This window comes from Streptomyces sp. NPDC102360, assembly GCF_044766085.1.
GTDB lineage: Bacteria > Actinomycetota > Actinomycetes > Streptomycetales > Streptomycetaceae > Streptomyces.
The window spans coordinates 139,584-161,431 of record NZ_JBIWLG010000003.1 but is presented as its reverse complement, the minus strand read 5'-3'; the positions used below and the strand labels follow the sequence as shown (position 1 = coordinate 161,431).

Genomic DNA, 21,848 nt, shown 5'->3' with positions numbered 1-21,848 from the left:
AAACCGACTGCTGCGGGGTCACTTGGGGTTCCGTGACGGCAGCGCGACGCTCTGTGTTGCGGTTACGGTTCTGCTGTGGTGATCAACGCGCAAGGCAACAACGAGGCACATTCCACCGAGCCGGGTACGGCGCTGCTCCTCGCGGCCGCGCCCGCCGGCAAGGTGGGCCTCATCGACGCGGTCTCCGTGCTGCCCACGCTCGCGGCGGTCCCGCCGAGCGTGCTCACCGGCACGGCGGCGGCGTCCGTCGTCGAACTCGCCGACCCGCTCGACCCGCAGGCCGTCCTCACCCGCCTGCGCACGGCGGCCGCGCAGCCGGGCCCGCTCCACCTCTACGTCGCGGGTCAGCTCCACCTCGACCACCGCCAGCGCCTGTTGCACCTGGCCCTCGCTCGCACCGCCCCGTCGACGCTGCGTTACACGGCGCTGCCCTGGCACTGGCTCACCGGTGAACTCATGCTGCGCCGCCCGCACACCACGACCGTCGTTGTCGACCTCGTGGCCGACGCGGAGGCCTGGAAGCAGGTCGGCGTGAGCGGCCTCGGCCTCGGCCACGGCACCAGCGTCTTCGGCCGGGTCCTGCCGCCCCCGCCCCGCCGCACCACCCTCACGCCCACGTACCTCCGCGCCTACGCGGACATCTGGCGCACGGGTGCCCGCCCCACCCCACCCGACCTCCACGAAACGGCCGCGGCCCACGCGGGCCCCGCGGACGCACTCTTCGTGGCACTGGGGTCGGGCCACGTGGCCGCGAACACGCCTGGGGCCGGTCAGCCCGCCCCCGCGCCCGCGTCGGCGAACAACCATGCGGCCGCTGACCCGCCCAAGCCCACACCTGCGACGGCGAACAGCCATGCGGCCGGCTTTCCGCCGGAGCCCACACCCGCGGCGCCCCCCACTGACCGGGAGCCCACGGAAACGCCTACCGCCGCGACACCGACTTCGGCAACGACGCCGACGCCGACGACCCCGGCCCCGGCTCCGGTCCCGCCTCCGGCTTCGACCCCGATACCGGTTCCGGACTTGAATCCGGAACAGGGACCGGACCCGGCCCCGACGTGGGGGGCCGAGTCGGTCCAGGCCCCGGCATCGCGTTCCGGTTCGGGGCCTGCAGCAGTGGCGACTCCGAACCCGGTCGTGACCTCGGCCCCCGCACAGTCTTCGGGGCCGGGGCTGCCTCCGGCGCCTGCCGTGACTGGCGCCTCGGGGACGGAGCCCGCAGTGAGCCTGGCACCCGGTCCAGGGGCGATGCCGGACACGGCTTCGCCTTCGGTTTCGGTGGTGGCTCCGGCGGCGGTTGCGTCTCAGCCCTCGGTTCCGACGTCTGCCGATGCAGCCGCCTCGGGGTCGCTGTCGGCCCCGCCCCCCACTTCAACTCCGGCCCCCTCACCCGGGCCGGCCGTGCAGCTTGCCAAGGCCCCGGCGTCGGCCCCGGTTGCCGCTGCCGTCAGCCCATCCCCCGTCCCCGCGGCCTCCGTCACAACGCCCACCCCCGTCCCGCCCGGCCCGGAGGCCGCGCCGGTGGTCGTCGCTCCGCCGATGCCCACCGTCGCGCCGGCGGCACCCGCGGCGCCCGCCGCACCCGATCCGCACGCCCTGCTGCTCGCTGCCGTGCAGGCCGGGCGGCACGGGGAGGCCGCGTCGATCGCTGCCGCGTGGGAAGGGGAGGCGTTGCGGGTGTATGGGATGCGGTCCTCGCAGGTGGTGCACTGGATGGAGGTGCGCGCGGACCTCGCTCGGCTGGCCGAGGAGCCGGGGCGCAGCTGCGAGTTGTGGATCGCCGTGGCGCACGCCCGGATCGCACGCGGTGAGTCGCCCTCCGACGAGGACGTGGAGGCGGCCGTCGACCGCGCCCACCACCAGTTCGAACAGGTCCGCGACCCGGACCGGGCCCGCGGTCACGCCGCCGGGCTGACCGCCCTGCGGGAACAGGTGCCGGGCCGGCGCCCCGGCGCCCTCGACGCGATCAGGCGCCGCCTCGACGCGCTGAACGCCCCGACCCGGAAAGCCTGAGACGCGCTGAATTGCCCGACCCGGAAGGCCTGACCCCGCCGCCGTTCAACAGGCCCGCCGCACATACCCCTTCGTGCCCGCGGGCCGCACGTCCATGTCGCGCAGCACGATCGAGAGCCGGTCGCCCCACGCGCGGCACGCCCGCTTGAACTCGGCCTCGCGGTACTCCACGGCGAAGACCCGGTCGTCGTACGCCGCCGCGTACCCCCGGCACTCGTCGTAGGCCTGGCACTCCTCGGTCACCGCGAAGTCGAACCCGATCTCGCGGCGCTTCGGGAGGAGTTCCGCGGTGTTCTTCTGACCGACCGCGAGCCCGGACCCGTGCGCCCGGTCCGCGACGAGCTGAGCGAACGCGACCGCGTCGGAGGAGGTGAGCAGCCCGTCGGAGCGTTCGTAGGAATCGAGGTTGTCGGGCTCGACGGCCTGGTATCCGTCGTCGGCGCAGCCCCGGATCCAGCCGCCCACGATGTTCGCGAGACGCGCCCGCTTCGTCTTCGTGGAGATGTCGAACAGCGGCTCGTGCCAGTCCTCGTCGATCACCAACTTCCCCTCGCCGTCCCGGAGCAGCAGGTCGTCGTGGTGGGCCCGCCACCACTTCAGCGCGTCGGGCTGGGCCTGGAAGGCGTTGACGTAGCAGACGTTGTAGAGCCCGCGGGCGGGCGCGTCGCCGCGGTCGCGCGACACGGCCCGTACCCCCGCGGACGGCTTGTACGCGCCGCCGATCTGGTAGTCGAACTGCGCGTCCGGCGTCGGCCGTTGGACGCGTGGGGAGCGCCCCGCGGAGTCCGGTGACGAGCAGGCGGACAACGCGAACGCGGCGGTCAGGGCGAGGCACAGAGCCGACAGACGTCGGGAAACCGGACGGAAGATCATCGTCGCAGCCTAGAACGAGAGACCCGGCCGGCCTTCACAACGGTCGCCTGAAGCACACCCGGTGCTGCCCCGGACCGTCGTAATCCGCGCGCACCGCGACCCCGTCCACCTCCCGGTCACCCGCCTCCACCATGAACCCCAGCGCCCGGTGGAAGGCGATGGACCCGGTGTTCCCCGGCGCGGTGATCGCCCGCACGTCCTTCCGGCCGGCCCGCTCCGCCCGCCGGCAGAACTCCTCGTACAGCCCCCGCCCGACACCCGAGCCCCGCAGCGCCGGGTCGACTCCCACGAAGTGGATGTACGCGGAGGTGTCGTCATCGGCGGCGTACAGGCCCACCAGGAACGCCCGCACACCCGAAGCGTCCTCCGCCACGAGGCTGGTACGCGCGAAGAACTGGAGGAACAGACGGGGGAGCAGCAGCGACAACTCGCGCGCCTCTTGCGGCGTGCGCGAGTCGCCCCACCACTCCTGGACCCGTCGTACGAGCACGGGATGGTCGTCCTCGCGGGCCGCGCGCAGCTCGGGCATCGACGTTCCTCTCGTCAGGGCCGGCCGCGGTCGGGCCGATCGGTCACTGAGCGGTACCAGTCGTGACACACCTCACGCCCCGTCCCGGCACCGCCGGGAACAACCCTGCCACCCGGCCCGTTGACCCAGACGTGGACACGGATGGAACAGTGTCCCCGGGCCCTACCTATCGCCCGCAGGGAAGATCGTTCGGCTGAAGCCCTGCGGAGCCCCCCCGCCGAGAGGCGACCGCCATCCGTGTCCCACTCAAAGCCGCCCCGGCCGTGGTCCCCCGTCACGGCCGGGGCTTCCTCTTTCCCGGCGTTCCCGGCCGGCGCCCGGTCTAGAGTGCGCCCATGACGCGCTTCCACGAGACCAAGCACCGGCTCGTCACCACCTTCCAGCGCCACATCGCCAACCCGGTGACCCGGCGCCTGCCCACGCAGGTCCTCCTGGAGACGACCGGGCGCACGTCCGGGCTCGCGCGCCGCACCCCGGTCGGCGGGCGGCGCGTCGGCGGAGCGTTCTGGCTCGTCTCGGAGTCCGGGTTCAAGTCCCAGTACGTACGCAACATCCAGGCCGACCCCCGGGTCCGCGTCCGCCTGCGCGGCCACTGGCACAGCGGCACCGCGCACCTGCTGCCCGAGGACGACACCCGCGCCCGCCTCGCGGCCCTGCCGCGCCTCAACAGTGCCGTCGTCCGCGGCCTCGGCGCCGACCTGATGACCGTCCGCGTCGATCTCGACGTCGACCGCGACCACTGACCGCGACCACTGACCTGGACCTGGCATGATCGGGGGCATGGCAGAACGTGTGATCGCCGCGTGTGACGGCGCGTCCAAAGGAAATCCCGGACCCGCGGCGTGGGCCTGGGTCGTCGCCGACGGTGACGAGAAGCCCGTGCAGTGGGAGGCCGGCGCGCTCGGCACCGCGACGAACAACGTCGCCGAACTCACCGCCCTGGAGCGGCTGTTGAGTACGTTGCCCGCGGATGTGCCGCTCGAGGTGCGGATGGACTCGCAGTACGCGATGAAGGCGGTCACCACGTGGCTGCCCGGCTGGAAGCGCAAGGGCTGGAAGACGGCGGCGGGCAAGCCCGTCGCCAACCAGGAGCTGGTGCAGCGGATCGACGCGCTGCTCGAGGGCCGCGCGGTCGAGTTCAAGTACGTGCCCGCGCACCAGGTCGACGGCGACCCGCTCAACGACTTCGCGGACCGCGCCGCCAGCCAGGCCGCCGTCGCCCAGCAGGACGCGGGCAGCGCGCTCGGCTCACCCGCGCCGCCGCCGTCCAGCCCCTCCTCGGCGAAGCCCCCGCGGGCGAAGTCGGCGCCCGCGAAGCGCGCCTCCTCCGGCTCCTCCTCGCGCACCCTCAAGGCGAAGTTCCCCGGCCGCTGCCGCTGCGGCCGCTCGTACGCCGCGGGGGAGGACATCGCCAAGAACCCCGACGGCTGGGGTCACCCGGAGTGCCGCACGTCGGCCTGACCGAAACCGACAGAGGAGGGGCCCGGCGCCACGTGCGCCGGGCCCCTTCGCGTGCCCTTACGTACTCACGTGCTCACCCGCACGTAGTCCACCACCAGCTGTTGCGGGAACTGTGTGCCGGCGTCCGGGTCGCCCGGCCAGTCCCCGCCCACGGCGAGGTTGAGGATCAGGAAGAACGGCTTCTCGAAGACCCACTGGTTGCCTCCGACATCGGCGGGCGTACGGGTCTGGTACACCGTGCCGTCCACCGACCAGGTGATCTTGTTGGGCGTCCAGTCCACCGCGAACGTGTGGAAGGCGTCCGCGAAGGCCTGGCCGTCCGGCAGCGAGTGGCCCGCGCCGATCCCGCCGGCACCGGAGTAGCCGGGGCCGTGGATGGTGCCGTGGACCGTCGACGGTTCCTTGCCCACGTTCTCCATGACGTCGATCTCGCCGCAGTTGGGCCAGCCGGCCGAGCCGATGTCACTGCCCAGCATCCAGAACGCGGGCCACATGCCCTGCCCGCGCGGGATCTTCATCCGTGCCTCGACGTGGCCGTGCGTCGTCTCGAACTTCCCCGACGTGTTGAGGCGCGCCGAGGTGTACTGGCATGTGCCGTACCAGCACTGGTAGTTGGAGGGATTCTCCTTGCGGGCGGTGATGACCAGGTTGCCCTGGCCGTCGAGTGCGGCGTTGTTGTTGCCCGCCGTATACCACTGCCGTTCGTGGTTGTTGACGTTGTCTCCGGTCTCGGTCACCCACTTCGAACCGTCGACTGCCGAGCCCGCGGGCCCGTTGAAGTCGTCGGAGAAGGTGACCGCCGTGGTGTGTGCGTCGTCGGTGCCGGCGGCGTTCGCGCTGGGGACGAACGCCGCGGCGACACACAGCAGGGCCGCGGCACCCAGCGGGAGTCTGCGGCTCAGTGGGCGGAGGGAGCTGCGCATGGGGCATCACATCACTTCGGGTAGGGGGTCGTGCCGTCCCGCGGCACGCCAGAAAGTGAAGGCAAGAAGGCTGCGCTTGATGTGCTCTGTTCAAGAGTTGATTTAAGGGGTGAGGTCAAGGGGCGTCAAGGGACTGAGCGAAAGTCCGTACCAAAGCTCCCGGCTAGGGTGTTCGGACGATCTTCGATTCGGGAGTGATGTGAGCATGTTGCGGTGCGCTGTACTCGACGACTACCAGGGCGTCGCCCGTGAACTGGCCGACTGGGACCGGTTGTCGGACCGTGTGGACGTCACGTACCTGAATCGGTATATCGACACGCGGGACACTCACGACGAGCTCGTCGCGCTGCTCGGCGAGTGCGAGATCGTCGTCGTGATGCGCGAACGCACCCCGTTTCCCGCCGAGTTGATCGCGCGCCTGCCGAAGCTGCGGCTCCTCGTCACGTCGGGCATGCGCAACGCGTCCATCGACCTCGACGCCGCCGCCGCGCACGGCGTCACCGTCTGCGGCACCGCGAGCAACCCCGAACCGCCCGTCGAGCTCACCTGGGCTCTGATCCTGGGCCTCGCCCGCGGCGTCCTCACCGAGGGCGGCAACCTGCGCGACGGCGGCCCCTGGCAGTCCACGCTCGGCGCCGACCTGCACGGCCGCCGGCTCGGCCTGCTCGGCCTCGGCAAGATCGGGGCGCGGGTCGCGCGCGTCGGCGCCGCCTTCGGTATGGACGTCACGGCGTGGAGCCGGAACCTCACCGCCGAGCGGGCGGCCGAGGCCGGTGCCACCCTCGCCGCCTCGAAGGAGGAACTCCTCGACACCAGCGACTTCGTCTCCGTCCACCTCGTCCTGGGCGACCGCACCCGCGGACTGCTCGGCGCCGACGAACTGCGCCGGATGCGTCGCACCGCCTACCTGGTCAACACCTCACGCGCCGCGATCGTCGACCAGGAGGCCCTGCTCCGGGCGCTGCGCGAGGGCTGGATCGCCGGCGCGGGCAGCGATGTCTTCGACACCGAACCACTCCCGGCCGACCACCCCCTGCGTACCGCCCCGAACTTCCTCGGCCTGCCCCACCTCGGCTACGTCACGCGCCGCAACTACGAGGGCTTCTTCCAGGGCGCCGTCGAGGACATCGAGGCGTACCTGGCGGGGAGCCCTGTGCGCACCCTCGGCTGACCTCGGCTCATGCGCGTACGAAATCCCGCAGCTCCTCCGCGAGGTGCGGAAACTCCTCCAGTACGGCGCGCGTCGCGAACTCGTGGTCCGTGTAGTCGAAGCCCGGGGTGACGACCTCCGCCACCAGGCCGTTACGGGCGCCGTCGAACAGGCGCGAGGCCTTCCAGTGGCCGCCGGGCACCAGGAGGAAGCGCTCGTCGTCCGGGCCGAGGACGGTGCGGTGGAGGGCGCCGTCAGGGGTGACGGTCACGTACTCCAGGGGGCCGCCGTCGATCAGGAAGTGCAGGATGTCGCTGCGGTTGCGGTGCAGCAGGCCGCTGGGCTGCCGCTCGTCGAGCAGGTAGTAGATGGATGTCGCCGAGGGGCGGGGGCCGTACGGCGTCGACACCTCGTGCGGACTCGTGTAGACGCGGCGGAAGTGGCCGCCCTCACCGTGTGGCTCCAGGTCGAGCTCGGACTGCCAGTCACGCACGGTGGCTCCTCGGGGTGGACCATGGTTGGGTGATCAAGAGTAGGAGGGAACGCGGGGCGCGGGAGGCTCGCGAGTACCGTGCGCTGTCGGCCGCGTACCCGCCGTGACCTGCAACTCCGCAGTGAATGCCGGGAGTTGGCATGAAAGACTGCGGGAAGGTCACACGCATCGCCCCGCCCGCTCAGCGACGTTGGAGAGTCCTCATGACAACCCCCGCTCCCCGGCCCCGTATCGACACCAGTCAGGCGCACCCCGCGCGGGTCTACGACTGGCTGCTCGGCGGGAAGGACAACTACCCCGTCGACGAGGCCGTCGGCGAGCAGCTGCCGGCCGAGGCGCGGGACGCGGCGCGGCAGAACCGGGAGTTCATGCACCGGGCCGCCGCCTGGCTCGCCGGACAGGGTGTCGATCAGTACCTGGACATCGGCACCGGCATTCCGACCGCGCCGAACCTGCACCAGATCGTGCAGCGGGTCGTCCCGACGGCCAAGGTCGTCTACACGGACAACGACCCGATCGTGCTGCGGCACGCGCAGGCGCTGCTCGTCAGCAGCCCCGAGGGTGCCACGGACTACATCGAGGGCGACGTCCGCGAGCCGGACGCCATCCTCGAACACGCCCGTACCGTCCTGGACTTCGACCGGCCGATCGCCCTGTCCCTGATCGCGCTGATGCACTTCATCCCGGACGACGAGGAGGCGTACGGCATCGTCTCCCGGCTGGTGTCCGAGCTCCCGCCCGGCAGCCACCTGGTGTTGTCCAACGCCTCCAGCGACATCTTCCCCGAGCTGGTCGAGAAGGTCGTGGCCCAGTACACCAAGGCCGGGATCCAGCTGGGCTTCCGCACCCGTGACGGGGTGGCCCGGTTCTTCAAGGGGCTCGACCTCGTGGAGCCGGGCCTGGTGACCGCCACCGAATGGTTCCGCGACGAGCCCGCCCCCGAGCCCGAGCCGAGCGGCATCTACTCGGGCGTCGCCCGGATCTCCTGAAGTCACGCGGACGGCGGCGCGCCGTTGAGCCGGGCCGACAGCCGGTGCGCCGCCGTGACCACCGCCTCCGCCACCTGCGGGAGCGCCTCCGGCGGCAGCCGGAACACGGGCGCCGACACATTGACCGCCGCCACCACATCGCCCCGGTGGTCGTGCACCGGGACGGCGACCGCGGTCAGGCCCGGCTCCATCTCCTCCGCCGCCACCGCGAAGCCGCGCGCCCGCTCCGCCCGCAGCCGCTCCAGGACGGCCGATGTGTCACGGGGGGCCGCGTCCGTGCCCGGCAGCGGCGCCCCGTTCTCTGTCGTCAGGAGCGCCGCCACCTGGTCGTCGGGCAGCCCGAACAGCAGGGCGCGGCCCGCGGACGTGCAGTTCAGGGGCGAGGTGCGGCCGATCCACTCGTGCGCCTGAAGCCCGCGCGACGTGCGCTCGGTGAGCACCGTCACCACACCGTGCCCGGACAGCACCGTCAGATAGGCCGGCTCCCCGACGCGGTGCACCAGATCCCGCAGGACCGGCGGCGCTTCCCCGTACAGCCGCTCCTCGCCCGCCGACGAGGCCAGCGCGAGCAGCTGCCAGCCGACGCGGTAGCGCAGTGTGCGCGGGTCCCGCTCCAGGAACCCCTCCTGTGCCAGGACCTTCAGCGTCCGTGACACCTGCGTCTTCTCCCGGCCCACCGCCTGGGCCACTTCCTGTACGCCCATCGGGCCCTGCGCGAGAGCGCGCAGCACGTCCAGCGCGCGGTGCACGCTGCTCAGGTTCTCCGCTGCCATGAGGCAAGACTGCCACAGCGGCGTGCGTATAGAGCAACTCGCATTGTTCCATTCGCACGGACCGCCCTATGGTCGATCCACATGTGCGGAATCGCAGCCATACACAGCCAACACGGAAGTCTCGACACCGAGTGCGCCGACGGGGCGGCGAAGGGGATGCTCGACCGGCTCGCCCACCGCGGCCCGGACGACAGCGGAACGCGAAGGGTCGGCGGCCACACCTGGCTCGGCCACCGCCGCCTCTCCATCGTCGACCTCGACGGCGGCCACCAGCCCCTCGGCGGCACCCACGGCGACGACGACTGGTCGCTCGTGTGCAACGGCGAGATCTACAACCACGGAACACTGCGCGAGGAACTGCCCACCGAGGCCTTCGGATCCTCCTCCGACTCGGCGGCGGCGCTCGCCGTGCTGCGCACGGACGGGCCCGCGGGCCTGCGCCGGCTTCGCGGCATGTGGGCGCTGTGCGCGGCCACCCCGGGCGGCCGGTTCGTCGCCGCCCGCGACGCCATCGGCGTCAAGCCCCTGTACTGGGCGCGCACGGACACCGCCGTGCACTTCGCGTCCGAGCTGCGCGCGTTCCACCCCGACGTACAGCCGAACGCGGAGATCTTCCCTCCCGGACACTGGTGGACGCCCGAGGACGGGCTGCGCCGGTTCGCGGAGCCGGTTCCCGGCGTGACGACCGACACCTGGGGCGGAGTGCCCGAGCAGGTCGTCGAGAAGGCGACCTTCGAGGCCGTCTCCGACTCCGTCCGCCGGCATCTGATGGCGGACGTCGAGGTCGGTGTGTTCCTGTCCGGCGGGCTCGACTCCAGCCTCGTCGCCGCGGTCGCCGCCGACGAGTACGCCCGCCAGGGCCGCCGCCTCAAGACTTTCGCCGTCGGCACGGAGGACTCCCCGGACCTGCTCGCCGCGCGGGACGCCGCCGCGTTCCTGGGCACCGAGCACCACGAAGCGGTGCTCGACGCCGAGGCCGCGGCCCGTGTGCTCGACGAGGTGGTCGGGTGCGTGGAGTCCTTCGACGCCAGCCTCATCCGCAGCGCCGTCCCGAACTGGTTCTTGTCCGAACTCGCCTCCCGGCACGTCAAGGCGGTCCTCACCGGCGAGGGCGCCGACGAACTCTTCGCCGGATACGGCTACTACCACGAACGGCACGCCGCCCCCGACGAGCTGGACGCCGAACTGCGCCGCACCATAGGCGCGTTGCACGGCCTGAACCTCCAGCGCTGCGACCGTGTCACCATGGCCCACGGCCTGGAGGCACGCGTCCCGTTCCTCGACCGGGACGTCATCGCGCACGCCATGTCACTGCCCGCGCCCGTCAAGGCACTTGAGGCCGACGGCATGGAGAAGGGGCACCTGCGCCGCGCCTTCGCGGGCTGGCTCCCGGAGCACCTGCTGTGGCGGCGCAAGGAGCAGTTCGGCACGGGCAGCGGCGCGGAGAGCGTCCTGAGCCCACTGTGGGACAGCCGCATCACGGACGAGGAGTTCGCGACGGCGGCCGCCGAGGACGGGGCACCCGAACTGCGCAGCAAGGAGGAGCTCGGCTACTACCGGACGTTCCGCGCCGCGCTGCCCGGCGTACGCCCGGAGGCGGTGCTCACACGGTTCGCGACGGCGTAGCCGCTACGTCAGTTGGGGGCGGGCCGCGTTGATCGCCTGCTCGGCGTAGCCGCGGCCGAACAGCACCGTGTGCACCAGGAGCGGGAAGAGCTGGTGCAGCGGGACGCGGTCGCGCCAGCCGTCGGCGAGCGGCGCGGCCTGCTCGTAGCCGTCGACGATCCGGTCCAGGTGTGGTGCGCCGAACAGGTGCAGCATCGCCAGATCGGTCTCGCGGTGCCCGCCGTGCGCGGCCGGGTCGATGAGCCGGGCCGCGCCGTCGGCGCCCCACAGCAGGTTCCCGTTCCACAGGTCGCCGTGCAGCCGGGCGGGCAGCTCGGCGGGGCCCGCGAGTTCGGGCAGCCGCTCGCAGACCCGCTCGATGGGCTTCGCCTCGGCGGGGGAGAGGGTGCCGGCGTCGACGGCTTCGCGCAGGTAGGGCAGCACCCGGTGGGTGGCGTACCAGCGCGGCCAGTCGTCGCCCGGCACATTGCGCATGGGGGCGAGCCCGATGTACGCGTCCGTCGGCCCTTCGGGCGGGGCCGCGCCGAACGCCGGGGCTCCGGCGCCGTGCAGCCGCGCGAGGTCCGCGCCGAAGCGCACCGCGGCGTCCTCGGTCGGCCGGCCCTGCGTGACCCGGTCGACGACCAGGCACCGCTCGTCGTGTCCGTGCACCGTGGGCACCGCCACCGCTTCGGCCGCCGCGAGCCACCGGAGCCCGGCCGCCTCCGCGCGCACCGCCGCCGGATTGTCGGCCTGCTTCACCATCACCACGCGGCCGTCGTCGAGGGTGACCTCGCCGAGGTGGGACGACACACGGTGCTCGGCGATGGCCGGTCGGCCGGTGAAGCGGGTGGCGGCGGCTGCGAGTGCTGACATGCTTCTCAGCGTAGGACGACCGCGGGACCGTTGACGTGGTGCCTCGCGCGCTGGTCTGCTGCGTTGATCAACGCAGGGATCGACCCCGGTCAAACGCAGGGCTCGACTCCGGTCGACGTACGGAACGAGGCGAACGCGGATGAGTACCACGGCAGTTGCTCCCGTCCTGGTCGTGCAGAACACCAAGAGCGGCGGCCCCGGCCGGGTCGGCGACTGGCTGCGCGAAGCGGGCCTCGCGCCCGAGGTCCTGCGTCCGTACGAGGGCGAGGCGTTGCCCGAGGCACTGAACGGCAGACCGTTGCTGGTGCTGGGCGGCGGCTTCCTGCCGGACGACGACGCACGCGCGCCCTGGCTGCCCGCCACCCGCCGCCTCGCCGCGCAGGCCCTCGACGGGGGCACACCCGTCCTCGGTATCTGCCTCGGCGGTCAACTGCTCGCCCATGTCGCGGGCGGCCGCGTGCGGGGGAGTCACGGGCGGCCCGAGTACGGCAGCACGCGGATACGGCTGCGGCCCGAGGCCGCCGACGACCCGCTGCTGCACGGGCTCGGCGCCACGGTCCCCGCGATCGAGCGGCACGTCGACCAGATCACCGAACTGCCGCCGGGCGCCGCCTGGTTGGCATCCACCGAGGCCTGCCCGCACCAGGCGTTCCGGGTGGGGGAGCGGGCCTGGGGCGTCCAGTTTCACCCCGAGGCGGAGGCCGCACGGATCGCTGGATGGGACGCCGAGCGGCTGGTCCGGCAGGGCTTCGACCGGGACCGGCTGCACGCCGCGGCGGTGGCCGAGGAAGGGGCGTCCTTCGCGGTGTGGTCGGAGGTTACGCGGAGGTTCGCTCGGGTGTGCGCGACGACGCCGTGACCGGCTGGGCTGCGGGCGCCGACGGCGCGGGACGGCGCCGAGCCACCGACGCGACGACCGTGGTGAGCACGCCCGCGAGCAGCCCCCAGAACGCGGACCCGATGCCCAGCAGCGTCACACCGGAAGCCGTGGCGAGGAAGGTGACCACGGCCGCCTCCCGGGACTTCGGGTCGGACAGCGCGCCGGCCAGGGCGGACTCGATCGTGGCGAGCATGCCCACCCCGGCGACCGCCAGGACCAGCGCGTGCGGCATCGCGCCGAGCAGCGAGGCCACGGTCGCGCCGAGCAGGCCGACGCACAGGTAGAAGACACCCGCCCACACGGCCGCGAGATAGCGCCGCCTCCGGTCGGGATGCGCCTCCTCGCCGGTGCAGATCGCGGCGGTCAGCGCCGCGAGGTTGAGGCCGAACGCGCCGAACGGTGCGAGCACCGCCTGCGCGACACCGGTCCAGGTCAGTACGGGCGAGATCGGCACCTCGTACCCGGAGGTGCGCAGCACGGCGACGCCCGGCAAGTTCTGCGAGGCCATGGTGACCACGAACAGCGGCACACCGACGCTGATGAGCACCTTCCAGTCGAGCTCGGGGGTCGTGAACACCGGCTGCGCGAGCGACAGTTGGACCCGCTCCAGGTGCCAGCCACCGGTGAGGACGGAGGCCACGACGCCACCGGCGAGCGCGACCACCACGGCGTAGCGCGGCAGCAGCCGGCGGGCGAGCAGATACAGCGCGAACACCGGGAACGCGATCCCGAAGTGCCTGCCCATCTGCGCGAAGAGCCCCGTCCCGAAGTCCAGGAGCACACCCGCCAGCAGGGCGGACGCGAGCGGCACGGGGATCCGGTCCATGAGCCGCGCGAACCACCCCGTCAGACCGCTCACCACGGTCAGCACGGCGCTGAACACGAACGCGCCCACGGCCTTCTCCATGGACACCCCGCTCAGGCTCGTGGCGAGGAGCGCGGCTCCCGGCGTCGACCAGGAGGTGAGTACGGGCGCCTTGTTGCGCAGCGACAGGCCCACGGTGGTCACCGCGATACCGACGCCGAGCGCCAGCATCCACGAGGACACCTCCCGCGCGTCCGCACCGGCGGTCCGCGCGGCGGTGAACACGATGGCGGCCGCGCTGGTCACACCGACGGTGGTCGCGATGAGCCCCGCCGCCACGGCCGAGGGTGGTGCGAGGGCGCGTATGCGGGCGAGCGAGGACATGCGGGTGTCACTTCCGAAGGCTGGGGGAGGCAGGGTGGAGCGAGCGCGCAAAGCGTTCCATGAACGGAACGTTCTGTTTGTGGAACACTAAGGACGCGGATGGCGACACGTCAACACGCGCCGACGGGCGCGGGAGGGGGCCGGGCGATGGGGCTTGGTGACGAAGTGGGGCGCAGGCTGAAGCGGCTGCGCGTGGACAGTGGTCTGTCCCTGTCCGAACTCGCGCGCCGCTCGGGCGTCGGCAAGGGCACGCTCTCCGAACTCGAGACCGGCCGCCGCAACCCCACCCTCGAAACCCTCTACGCCCTGACCACCGCGCTCGGCCGCCCGCTCAGCGCCGTCCTCGACGACCCGCCGCCCGGCGTGGGCGCGGGCGCCGCCGGTGTCTCCGGCAGCGCGGTCACCGCGGTGCTGATCGAGCGGTACGAGGACGCGGACGCGGCCACCGACGTCTTCCGCGTCACCATCGCCGAGGGGGCGACCCAGGAATCCGCGGCCCACGTCCCGCGCACCACGGAGAGCCTGATGGTGCTCTCCGGGGCGGCCGTCGTGGGCCCGCCGGACGCGCCCACGACCGCGGGGCCCGGCGGCCACGCCCACTGGGCGGCGGACGCCCCGCACATCTACGGCGCGCCGGACGGCGAGGTCCAGGGAATCCTCTTCGTCCGCTACCCGAAGGGCGCCTGACGGTCCTGGAGCAGCCGGTCGACCAGCCCGTCGACGTAGTCCGGCGTGAGCGGGCCCATGCCGAACAGGACGCGGATGTACATCGGCGCGAGGACGTGATCCAGCACGTCGAGCGCGTCCGGTGAGTGTTCGCCGCGCTCCCGGGCGCGATCGAGCATGGACTCCAGCTGCCGGGTGCGTTCGGCGCGGAGGGCGTTGCCGGCCTCCAGGCCCTGCCGGCCGCTGCCCGACAGGGCGACGGCCAGGTGCAGCACCGCCGGACCGTCGGGTCCGGTGATCTCGCGGGCCACTTGGGCCGCGTACGTGCGCAGGTCGCCGTCGAGGCTCCCGGTGTCGGGCATCGGCGACTGCGTGTTGAGGCGGGTGAGCGCCACATCGGTGAGCAGGGATTCCAGGCTTCCCCACCGGCGGTAGATGCTGCTGTCGGCAACCTCCGCACGGGCCGCGACCTCGCCCACGGTGAAGTTTCCGTAGCCGCGCTCGCTGACCAGCTCGGTGACGGCCTGGTGCACCTGCGCGCCGACGCGGGCGCTGCGCCCGCCGGGCCGCCGGGCTCGCTGTGGCTCGTTCATGCCGTCACCATAACGCAGTCAGCACTTGCGTTTGTGGGGCGACCCTCCCTATATTCACCTAACGCAGCCGTCGGCTGCGTTAGGTGAATGACCGATCGAGGGGAACCCACATGGCTGTACCGCCTGCGGTCGTAGGCAGCCGATCGAGCCGGATCGTGCTGCTCGCGGTGACCTGCCTGGGCCAGTTCATGGTCCTGCTCGACAACACGATTGTTGGAGCGGCGCTGCCCGATATGCAGCACCGGCTGCACACGCAGCTGACCGGTCTGCAGTGGATCGTCGACGCGTACGTACTCCTGGTCGCCATGCTGCTGCTGTCCGGCGGCATCTTCGCCGACCGGTTCGGCCGCAAGCGCGTGTACCTGTCGGGCGTGATGGTGTTCACCGCCGCGTCGGTGCTGTGCGCCCTCGCCCCCTCGCTCGGCTGGCTGATCGCCGGCCGGGTGCTGCAGGGCATCGGGGCCGCGGCGCTGAGCCCCGCCTCGCTGGCCCTGCTCGTCGCCGCCCATCCCGTGCCGCAGGAACGGCTCAAGGCGATCGGGCTGTGGGCCGGATTCAGCGGAATCGGTCTGGCGGCGGGCCCCGTGGCCGGCGGTGTGCTGACGGAGGCCTTCGGCTGGCCCGCCATCTTCCTGGTCAACGTGCCCATCGGGGTGGTCCTGCTGCTGGTCGGCCTGCGCCACCTCGGCGAGTCCCGGAATCCGGGTGCCCCCGCGATCGACATCCCGGGCACGGTGCTGTCCGTTCTGGCGGTGGGGACGCTGACCTACGGACTGATCGAGGGCGGCGCCCGCGGCTGGACGGCGCCGGTCATCCTGGGCAGCTTCGCCGCCGCGGCGGTCCTCCTCGCCGTCTTCGTCGCCGTGGAAGTGCGTCACCCCGCCCCGATGTTGCCGCTGCGGCTGTTCCGGCAGCGGCTGTTCACCGTGTCCAACACCGCCATGGTCGTGGTCGGGTTCGCGCTCATGGGCTCGTCGTTCTTCTTCTCCCAGTTCTTCGTCTACGTCCAGGGCAGCTCGATCCTGCGCGCCGGCCTGCAGACCCTCCCCGTCTCCCTCGCCATGGTGATCGTCAGCCCCTACGCGGGCCGGCTCGCCGCCCGGCACGGGTTCCGGGTCGTGGTCACCACCGGCATGGCCCTGGCCGGCCTGGGCCTCCTCGCGTTCGGAATGGTGCACGCCGACACCGGCTACGGGAACGTGTGGTGGCGGCTCGGGCTCGCCGGCATCGGCTTCGCCCTGGTCATGTCCCCATTGACGGGCGCCGCGATCCAAGCGGTCACGCCGCAGGAGGGCGGTCTGGCCTCCGGAATCAGCAGCACCACCCGGCAGATCGGCGCGGTGCTCGGAGTGGCGCTACTCGGAGCCGTTGTCCGCACCCGGCAATCCGGCGGCGCCTCCTTCGAGGCCGGCCTCAACAGCGCGTTCGTCGCGGCCGGCGCGATCACGTTGGTCACCGCCGTGTTCACGGGTCTGTGGTTGGCGAGGTCCAAGCCCGCGGGCGACTCCGCGGCGCCGCAGCGCTCCACCGGGCCAGATGCGGTCGCCGCCGGTCGCTGACGCTAGGCGTAGCCCGGCGTCGGTGTCAGGCGGCGTGCGGAGCCTGCGACGGGTCGGTGTTCCGGAGATCCGAGACGTCGATGGTGTCCTCCGCGGACGGCGTCTTCTTCGGCACCGGCCTGCCGTAGTCGGTGAGCGTCATCGAGAGGGACTCGCCCGATCCCTTCTCGGTGGCCCGCACCAGCCGGTGCGGCGCGTCGGTGGTGACGTAGAGGGTGATGCGCTCCTTGGTGTCGCCGGAGGTCAGCGGCACGACCTCGGTGCCCGCGACCTTCTTCTGGTCGCCCTTCGTGAGCTCGCCCTCGGTGGCACGGTCGGAGCCGTCCTTCAGGTGCTCGCGGAACGAGTCGAGGTCGCAGGTGCCGGCAAGGCCTTCGAGCATCGGGTCGTCGGTGCTGCCGTGCACATAGCGGTCGCCGATCAGGTCGGCGGCCAACTGGCCGCTGCGGCCCGGTAGTTGCGCCTTCCAGAAGGTGGCGTCCGGTTTGATCCACACCTCGTCGCCGCGTTTCACGAGGTCGACACTGCCGCCCTTGGCCCCGCCGGTGCCCATGCGCAGCCCGCCCGTGCAGTTTCCGTCCTCGTCGAGACGCAGGTCGACCAGCGACGGAGTGCGGGCGTCCCGGTCGTCCGCGCCGTTCCTCATCGTCAGGTGCAGGGACTTCGCGTCCAGGAGTTCCTTCTTCGCCGCGTCGGCCAGCTCTTGCGCGCTCTTGTCCTTGGCGTCGCCGTCGTCGGCCACGGCGGGTCCCGCGGAGAACAGGCTCGCGCACACGAACGCCGCCGCGACGGGCACCCGCGCGGCCCGGTGCAGCCGGGTCGGGGTCGGTCCGGCCATCACGCCACCTCGCCTTCCCGGACGCACGACACGTCCGAAACACCCACAAATTGTACGTTCCGCGAGGTGTGGGTGTCGCCCGCGGGATGCCTTGCGCGTCAGTCGTCCTTGCCGCACACCCGCAGCCCCACGGGTGTCCCGCACGGCAGGTGACCGTGTGTGGCGACGACCCCCTTGCCCGTGCCGTGGTCGACGGCGTAGGAGAGGAAGCTGGAGGCGAGCGAGTCCGCGGGCGGGCGGCCGTAGGTGTACGCGTACTCGATCTCGCGGTACGGATAGCCGCCCGCGTCGAGCCGGTCCGGGTCCGGGGCGCGGCCGTCGAGGGTGAGACGGTGCAGGCCCTTCGGCGCGTCCGGCGGCGACGCGGCGCGCAGTTCGCTGTAGCCGAGGGCGCCGGGAGTGTGGGCCACGGTGTCGAGAACCTGTTCCGTGGAGTCCAACTCGCAGCGCAGCACGCGGGCGGTGGTGCGGGCCGTGCGGTTGACGCAGTCGTCCGAGGAGGCGGGCGGCTCGTCCGCGCCCGCGAGTACCCGCGCCGTGAGCGCGGACCGGGTGCCCGAGCCGGAGGTCCGGCTGACCAGGACGACCGGCAGATCGGGCCCGCCCAGCTGTGACCAGTTGCGGACCTCGCCCCGGTAGACGCGCCGCACGTCGGCCACGGAGAGGTCGCCGAGCCGGACGCCGTCGTGCACGACAAGTGTGAACAGGGACACCGCGATTCGGCTCTCGCTGAGCCGGGTGTAGCTCGCGGGACGGGGCCCGTCGGAGAAGGCTATGACACCGGCCGTGCTGCCCGACTCCGCGCCGGACAGGGCGAGTTCGCGCACTCCGGTGCGGCTTCCGCGCGCGGCGACCGTGATCCGCGGCCCGTCCCCGCAGTGTTCGCGGTACTTCTCCGCCAACTCCCGCATGACCGGGGCGAACGCCGTGGACCCGGTCAGCCGGAGCCTGCCCGACTCGCAGTCGTCGGGCAGCGGTGGCGGTGTGAACAGCGGCAGGGCCGCCGCCGCGATCAGCGCGACGCCGAGTGTGACGGTGGTCCACCGGGCCCGGCTGCTGAACACCGGGGGCTTCTCGTCCGGCGTGAGGCTGTGGTTCTCGTGCAGCGTGCCGTCCTTGATGTCACCGGTGACCGTGACCTTGTCGCCTTCGTTGCCGCCCGTGAGCAGCACCAGGATCTTGTAGTACGCGCCCGGCTTGAGGGGCACCTTGGGGATGCGCAGCTTGCCGGGAGCCTCGATGAGCAGGCCCGGCCTACGCTCGAAGTAGCCCGACAGGTTGGCGTGTCCCTCGGGCAGGGTGACGTCTAGCGCCTGAATGCTGCGCCCGGGGAACTCGGCGGTGAGCCCGTACAGGTCCGACGCGTCGATGTAGTCACCGGTGTCGACGTGCCGCGAGCCGTCGTTCTCGATCCGCAGCAGGACGAGGGTGGCATCGCGCATCTCGGGCAGGTCGGTGAAGAGCCCGAGCCGCGCGTCGTCCGCCCCCGTCTGACCGTGGTGCCCGATGGCGATGTCCATCTGCTTGCGGAACCCGACCCGCCTGCTGCGCCGCGCCCGACGGTCGGCGGCGAACGGCGTGACGATGGACACCGCACCGATCAGCAGCCCCGCGGCGGTGAAGGCGATCTCGAGCCATCCCATGCGCGCGACGGTACGGACCCGCCGCACCGGCCGCCGGGCCCGTCCGCCGGGCTTCGCGGGATGTTCGTCATCCGTTCAACGTTCGCACGGGATGAACGCGGCCAGGACCGCCGCGGCCACACGACGGGCGTTCACCCGACTCCGGTGTCTCGTGCGGCCCACCACGTTTATCCACGCCACAGCGGGCTACGCGCACCTCGGACGGACGTCGAACGAGGCAGCCCTGTCGCATACGGACAGGGCGCGCCGGGACGGATGGGTATGAGCAGCGGATTCACCGGGTCCGACGGCTACGGACAGGACCCCTTCGGCGACTTCTTCTCGCGGTTCCTCGGCGGTGGCCGACGGCAGATCGACATCGGCAGGCTGATGAGCGGGCCCGCCCGCCATCTCGTCGCCACCGCCGCGAACTACGCCAGCGAACACGGCCGGGGCGACCTCGACACCGGGCACCTGCTGTGGGCGGCGCTCTCCCTCGAACCCACCCGCACCCTCGTGACACGGGCGGGCGCGGACCCCGACCGGCTGGCGGGGGAGATCGACCGGCACGCCGGCGGCGGTGAGCCGAGCCGCACCCCGCAGTCCCTCTCCGTGACCCCCGCGGTCAAGCGGGCCCTGCTCGACGCACATGTGATCGCACGGGAGTCGGGCGTGGCCTACATCGGCCCCGACCACATCGTGATCGCGCTCGCGGCCAACCCCGACTCGGCGGCGGGACACCTCCTCAACCAGGCCCGCTTCACCCCGGACCCGGCGCCGCAGACTCCGCCTCCCGGCTCGGCCGAACCCCGGCCCGGCGGCCAGCAGACGAGGACCACGGCAGCCACCCCCAACCTGGACCGCTTCGGCGAGGACCTCACCGACCGGGCCCGCCAGGGCCTCCTCGACCCGGTCATCGGCCGCGACGAGGAGATCGAGCAGACCGTCGAGGTGCTCTCCCGCAGGGGCAAGAACAACCCCGTGCTCATAGGCGACGCGGGCGTCGGCAAGACCGCGATCGTCGAGGGCCTCGCCCAGCGCATCGCCGACGGCGACGTACCCGAGACACTCTGCGGACGCCGCCTCGTCTCGCTCGACCTGTCGGGCATCGTCGCGGGCACCCGCTACCGCGGCGACTTCGAGGAACGCCTGAACGGCATCATCGACGAGGTGCGCGCCCGCCCCGACGAACTCATCGTGTTCATCGACGAGTTGCACACCGTCGTCGGCGCGGGCGCGAGCGGCGGCTCCGAAGGCGGCTCGATGGACGCGGGCAACATGCTCAAACCCGCCCTGGCGCGCGGCGAGTTGCACGTCATCGGCGCCACCACCTTGGAGGAGTACCGGCGGCACATCGAGAAGGACGCCGCGCTCGCCCGCCGCTTCCAGCCGATCCTGGTGCCCGAGCCGCAGGCGGCGGACGCCGTCGAGATCCTGCGCGGCCTGCGCGACCGCTACGAGGCACACCACCAGGTCCGGTACGCCGACGAGGCGTTGCTCGCCGCCGTCGACCTCTCCGACCGCTACCTCACCGACCGCTTCCTGCCGGACAAGGCCATCGACCTGATGGACCAGGCGGGCGCCCGCGTCCGGCTGCGCGACCGCACCAAGCCCACCGACGTACGCGCCCTGGAACGTGAGGTCGACGACCTCACCCGCGACAAGGACGAGGCGGTGGCCGCCGAACAGTACGAGCGGGCGACCGAACTGCGCGACCGCATCGGCGAGTTGACCGGCCGCATCGAGAGCGCCCGCGATCCCGAACCCGGCGACGGGCACATCGTCGAGGTGTCCGCAGAGGACATCGCCGAGATCGTGTCCCGGCAGACCGGCATCCCCGTCAGCAGCCTCACCAAGGAGGAGAAGGAGCGCCTCCTCGGCCTCGAACAGCATCTGCACGAGCGCGTCATCGGCCAGGACGAGGCCGTCACCGCCGTCGCCGAGGCGGTCCTGCGCTCCCGCGCCGGGCTCGCCAGCCCCGACCGGCCCATCGGCAGCTTCCTCTTCCTCGGCCCCACAGGCGTCGGCAAGACCGAACTGGCCCGCGCCCTCGCCGAGGCACTCTTCGGTAGCCAGGAGCGCATGGTCCGGCTCGACATGAGCGAGTTCCAGGAGAAGCACACCGTCTCCCGGCTCGTGGGCGCGCCGCCCGGATACGTCGGCCACGAGGAGGCCGGGCAGCTCACCGAGGCCGTGCGCCGGCACCCGTACTCCCTGGTCCTGCTCGACGAGGTGGAGAAGGCACACCCCGACGTCTTCAACACACTGCTCCAGGTCCTCGACGACGGCCGCCTCACCGACGCACAGGGCCGCACGGTGAACTTCACCAACACGGTCATCGTGATGACCAGCAACCTCGGCTCCGAGGCCATCGCCGGACGCGGCGCCGCACTGGGCTTCCGCGTCGACGGCACCGAAGCCGACGAGACCGCACGCCGCGAACAGGTGATGCGCCCGCTGCGGGAGCACTTCCGCCCGGAGTTCCTGAACCGCGTCGACGAGATCGTGATCTTCCGGCGGCTCAGCACCGAACAGCTGGTCCGTATCACCGACCTGCTGCTCGAAGAGACCCGGCGCCGCCTGCACGCCCAGGACATCACCATCGAGTTCGCCCCCGAAGCCGTCGAGTGGCTGGCCCGGCGCGGCCACCAGCCCGAATACGGTGCGCGCCCACTGCGCCGAACCATCCAGCGCGAGGTCGACAACCGGCTCTCCCGGATGCTGCTGGACGGCGAGATCGCGGCGGGCGGCGGGATCCGGGTCGAGGTGGGCGACGGGGAGCTCACCGTCCGGGCGAAGGAGGCGTAACCCCTGGT

20 protein-coding genes are annotated in these 21,848 nt (G+C 72.2%); 10 read left to right on the top strand and 10 right to left on the bottom strand.

Annotated elements, in window-relative coordinates; translation table 11 throughout:
- The first annotated feature begins 75 nt into the window (after nucleotides 1-75).
- On the top strand, nucleotides 76-2,013 hold the full coding sequence (locus ACIRHA_RS15000) for a hypothetical protein (protein WP_403844853.1): 1,938 nt from the start codon (nucleotides 76-78) through the stop codon (nucleotides 2,011-2,013).
- Nucleotides 2,014-2,058: 45 nt separating this feature from the next.
- Here ACIRHA_RS15000 and ACIRHA_RS14995 read toward each other — a convergent pair whose 3' ends face one another.
- On the bottom strand, nucleotides 2,059-2,886 hold the full coding sequence (locus tag ACIRHA_RS14995) for an endo alpha-1,4 polygalactosaminidase (RefSeq protein ID WP_403844851.1): 828 nt from the start codon (nucleotides 2,884-2,886) through the stop codon (nucleotides 2,059-2,061).
- Between the two features lie 34 nt (nucleotides 2,887-2,920).
- A complete protein-coding gene (locus ACIRHA_RS14990) occupies nucleotides 2,921-3,415 on the bottom strand; it encodes a GNAT family N-acetyltransferase (protein ID WP_403844850.1) in 495 nt (164 codons plus the stop codon).
- 335 nt (nucleotides 3,416-3,750) lie between these two features.
- Between ACIRHA_RS14990 and ACIRHA_RS14985 the strand changes: the two genes are divergently transcribed.
- Nucleotides 3,751-4,158: a nitroreductase/quinone reductase family protein gene (locus ACIRHA_RS14985; protein WP_403844847.1), complete on the top strand. Its 408-nt coding sequence runs from the start codon at nucleotides 3,751-3,753 to the stop codon at nucleotides 4,156-4,158.
- 25 nt (nucleotides 4,159-4,183) lie between these two features.
- Entirely contained in the window at nucleotides 4,184-4,876 is a 693-nt protein-coding gene (locus tag ACIRHA_RS14980; protein WP_403844844.1) for a ribonuclease H, read from the top strand.
- Nucleotides 4,877-4,941: 65 nt separating this feature from the next.
- Here the strand turns inward: ACIRHA_RS14980 and ACIRHA_RS14975 are convergent, their stop codons facing one another.
- Nucleotides 4,942-5,799, bottom strand: a complete 858-nt coding sequence (locus tag ACIRHA_RS14975; protein WP_403844842.1) for a family 16 glycosylhydrolase — start codon at nucleotides 5,797-5,799, stop codon at nucleotides 4,942-4,944.
- Nucleotides 5,800-6,004: 205 nt separating this feature from the next.
- On the opposite strand from ACIRHA_RS14975, the gene ACIRHA_RS14970 reads away from it, so the two are divergent.
- A complete protein-coding gene (locus ACIRHA_RS14970; protein ID WP_403844840.1) occupies nucleotides 6,005-6,970 on the top strand; it encodes a D-2-hydroxyacid dehydrogenase family protein in 966 nt (321 codons plus the stop codon).
- Nucleotides 6,971-6,977: 7 nt separating this feature from the next.
- On the opposite strand, the gene ACIRHA_RS14965 is transcribed toward ACIRHA_RS14970, so the two are convergent.
- Entirely contained in the window at nucleotides 6,978-7,442 is a 465-nt protein-coding gene (locus ACIRHA_RS14965) for a cupin domain-containing protein (RefSeq protein ID WP_403844837.1), read from the bottom strand.
- A gap of 203 nt (nucleotides 7,443-7,645) precedes the next feature.
- On the opposite strand from ACIRHA_RS14965, the gene ACIRHA_RS14960 reads away from it, so the two are divergent.
- A complete protein-coding gene (locus ACIRHA_RS14960; protein ID WP_403844835.1) occupies nucleotides 7,646-8,431 on the top strand; it encodes an SAM-dependent methyltransferase in 786 nt (261 codons plus the stop codon).
- A 2-nt stretch (nucleotides 8,432-8,433) separates the two neighbouring features.
- Here ACIRHA_RS14960 and ACIRHA_RS14955 read toward each other — a convergent pair whose 3' ends face one another.
- A complete protein-coding gene (locus ACIRHA_RS14955; RefSeq protein WP_403844832.1) occupies nucleotides 8,434-9,204 on the bottom strand; it encodes an IclR family transcriptional regulator in 771 nt (256 codons plus the stop codon).
- 81 nt (nucleotides 9,205-9,285) lie between these two features.
- Between ACIRHA_RS14955 and asnB the strand changes: the two genes are divergently transcribed.
- Complete coding sequence (gene asnB / locus ACIRHA_RS14950) at nucleotides 9,286-10,830, top strand: asparagine synthase (glutamine-hydrolyzing) (protein ID WP_403844830.1); 1,545 nt, start codon at nucleotides 9,286-9,288, stop codon at nucleotides 10,828-10,830.
- Between the two features lie 3 nt (nucleotides 10,831-10,833).
- On the opposite strand, the gene ACIRHA_RS14945 is transcribed toward asnB, so the two are convergent.
- Entirely contained in the window at nucleotides 10,834-11,685 is an 852-nt protein-coding gene (locus ACIRHA_RS14945) for a fructosamine kinase family protein (RefSeq protein ID WP_403844827.1), read from the bottom strand.
- A gap of 139 nt (nucleotides 11,686-11,824) precedes the next feature.
- On the opposite strand from ACIRHA_RS14945, the gene ACIRHA_RS14940 reads away from it, so the two are divergent.
- Complete coding sequence (locus ACIRHA_RS14940) at nucleotides 11,825-12,544, top strand: type 1 glutamine amidotransferase (RefSeq protein WP_403844825.1); 720 nt, start codon at nucleotides 11,825-11,827, stop codon at nucleotides 12,542-12,544.
- On the opposite strand, the gene ACIRHA_RS14935 is transcribed toward ACIRHA_RS14940, so the two are convergent.
- The gene (locus tag ACIRHA_RS14935; RefSeq protein WP_403844822.1) at nucleotides 12,504-13,754 is read right to left on the bottom strand and encodes a benzoate/H(+) symporter BenE family transporter; all 1,251 of its coding nucleotides are present in this window, start codon (nucleotides 13,752-13,754) and stop codon (nucleotides 12,504-12,506) included. The two genes, ACIRHA_RS14940 and ACIRHA_RS14935, sit on opposite strands and share 41 nt — an antisense overlap.
- Before the next feature lie 147 nt (nucleotides 13,755-13,901).
- On the opposite strand from ACIRHA_RS14935, the gene ACIRHA_RS14930 reads away from it, so the two are divergent.
- The gene (locus ACIRHA_RS14930; RefSeq protein ID WP_403846459.1) at nucleotides 13,902-14,441 is read left to right on the top strand and encodes a helix-turn-helix domain-containing protein; all 540 of its coding nucleotides are present in this window, start codon (nucleotides 13,902-13,904) and stop codon (nucleotides 14,439-14,441) included.
- Here ACIRHA_RS14930 and ACIRHA_RS14925 read toward each other — a convergent pair.
- Nucleotides 14,423-15,013, bottom strand: coding sequence for a TetR/AcrR family transcriptional regulator (locus ACIRHA_RS14925; protein WP_403844820.1), 591 nt, complete (start codon nucleotides 15,011-15,013; stop codon nucleotides 14,423-14,425). The genes ACIRHA_RS14930 and ACIRHA_RS14925 overlap by 19 nt on opposite strands.
- A gap of 110 nt (nucleotides 15,014-15,123) precedes the next feature.
- Between ACIRHA_RS14925 and ACIRHA_RS14920 the strand changes: the two genes are divergently transcribed.
- Nucleotides 15,124-16,572, top strand: a complete 1,449-nt coding sequence (locus ACIRHA_RS14920; protein WP_403844818.1) for an MFS transporter — start codon at nucleotides 15,124-15,126, stop codon at nucleotides 16,570-16,572.
- 25 nt (nucleotides 16,573-16,597) lie between these two features.
- Here the strand turns inward: ACIRHA_RS14920 and ACIRHA_RS14915 are convergent, their stop codons facing one another.
- A complete protein-coding gene (locus tag ACIRHA_RS14915; protein ID WP_403844815.1) occupies nucleotides 16,598-17,410 on the bottom strand; it encodes a hypothetical protein in 813 nt (270 codons plus the stop codon).
- 98 nt (nucleotides 17,411-17,508) lie between these two features.
- Nucleotides 17,509-19,053, bottom strand: coding sequence for a PstS family phosphate ABC transporter substrate-binding protein (locus ACIRHA_RS14910; RefSeq protein ID WP_403844813.1), 1,545 nt, complete (start codon nucleotides 19,051-19,053; stop codon nucleotides 17,509-17,511).
- A gap of 261 nt (nucleotides 19,054-19,314) precedes the next feature.
- On the opposite strand from ACIRHA_RS14910, the gene ACIRHA_RS14905 reads away from it, so the two are divergent.
- Complete coding sequence (locus ACIRHA_RS14905; protein WP_403844810.1) at nucleotides 19,315-21,840, top strand: ATP-dependent Clp protease ATP-binding subunit; 2,526 nt, start codon at nucleotides 19,315-19,317, stop codon at nucleotides 21,838-21,840.
- Nucleotides 21,841-21,848 lie beyond the last annotated feature (8 nt).

Excerpts from the sequence above, each read along its gene's own strand:
- ACIRHA_RS14910 (WP_403844813.1), bottom strand. The coding sequence starts at position 19,053 with ATGGGATGGCTCGAGATCGCCTTCACCGCCGCGGGGCTGCTGATCGGT.
- ACIRHA_RS14985 (WP_403844847.1), top strand. The coding sequence starts at position 3,751 with ATGACGCGCTTCCACGAGACCAAGCACCGGCTCGTCACCACCTTCCAG.
- ACIRHA_RS14905 (WP_403844810.1), top strand. The coding sequence starts at position 19,315 with ATGAGCAGCGGATTCACCGGGTCCGACGGCTACGGACAGGACCCCTTC.
- ACIRHA_RS14940 (WP_403844825.1), top strand. The coding sequence starts at position 11,825 with ATGAGTACCACGGCAGTTGCTCCCGTCCTGGTCGTGCAGAACACCAAG.
- ACIRHA_RS14915 (WP_403844815.1), bottom strand. The coding sequence starts at position 17,410 with ATGGCCGGACCGACCCCGACCCGGCTGCACCGGGCCGCGCGGGTGCCC.
- ACIRHA_RS14930 (WP_403846459.1), top strand. The coding sequence starts at position 13,902 with ATGGGGCTTGGTGACGAAGTGGGGCGCAGGCTGAAGCGGCTGCGCGTG.
- ACIRHA_RS14920 (WP_403844818.1), top strand. The coding sequence starts at position 15,124 with ATGGCTGTACCGCCTGCGGTCGTAGGCAGCCGATCGAGCCGGATCGTG.
- ACIRHA_RS14935 (WP_403844822.1), bottom strand. The coding sequence starts at position 13,754 with ATGTCCTCGCTCGCCCGCATACGCGCCCTCGCACCACCCTCGGCCGTG.
- ACIRHA_RS14960 (WP_403844835.1), top strand. The coding sequence starts at position 7,646 with ATGACAACCCCCGCTCCCCGGCCCCGTATCGACACCAGTCAGGCGCAC.
- ACIRHA_RS14955 (WP_403844832.1), bottom strand. The coding sequence starts at position 9,204 with ATGGCAGCGGAGAACCTGAGCAGCGTGCACCGCGCGCTGGACGTGCTG.
- ACIRHA_RS14975 (WP_403844842.1), bottom strand. The coding sequence starts at position 5,799 with ATGCGCAGCTCCCTCCGCCCACTGAGCCGCAGACTCCCGCTGGGTGCC.
- ACIRHA_RS14980 (WP_403844844.1), top strand. The coding sequence starts at position 4,184 with ATGATCGGGGGCATGGCAGAACGTGTGATCGCCGCGTGTGACGGCGCG.
- ACIRHA_RS14925 (WP_403844820.1), bottom strand. The coding sequence starts at position 15,013 with ATGAACGAGCCACAGCGAGCCCGGCGGCCCGGCGGGCGCAGCGCCCGC.
- ACIRHA_RS14945 (WP_403844827.1), bottom strand. The coding sequence starts at position 11,685 with ATGTCAGCACTCGCAGCCGCCGCCACCCGCTTCACCGGCCGACCGGCC.
- ACIRHA_RS14995 (WP_403844851.1), bottom strand. The coding sequence starts at position 2,886 with ATGATCTTCCGTCCGGTTTCCCGACGTCTGTCGGCTCTGTGCCTCGCC.
- ACIRHA_RS14970 (WP_403844840.1), top strand. The coding sequence starts at position 6,005 with ATGTTGCGGTGCGCTGTACTCGACGACTACCAGGGCGTCGCCCGTGAA.
- ACIRHA_RS14990 (WP_403844850.1), bottom strand. The coding sequence starts at position 3,415 with ATGCCCGAGCTGCGCGCGGCCCGCGAGGACGACCATCCCGTGCTCGTA.
- asnB (WP_403844830.1), top strand. The coding sequence starts at position 9,286 with ATGTGCGGAATCGCAGCCATACACAGCCAACACGGAAGTCTCGACACC.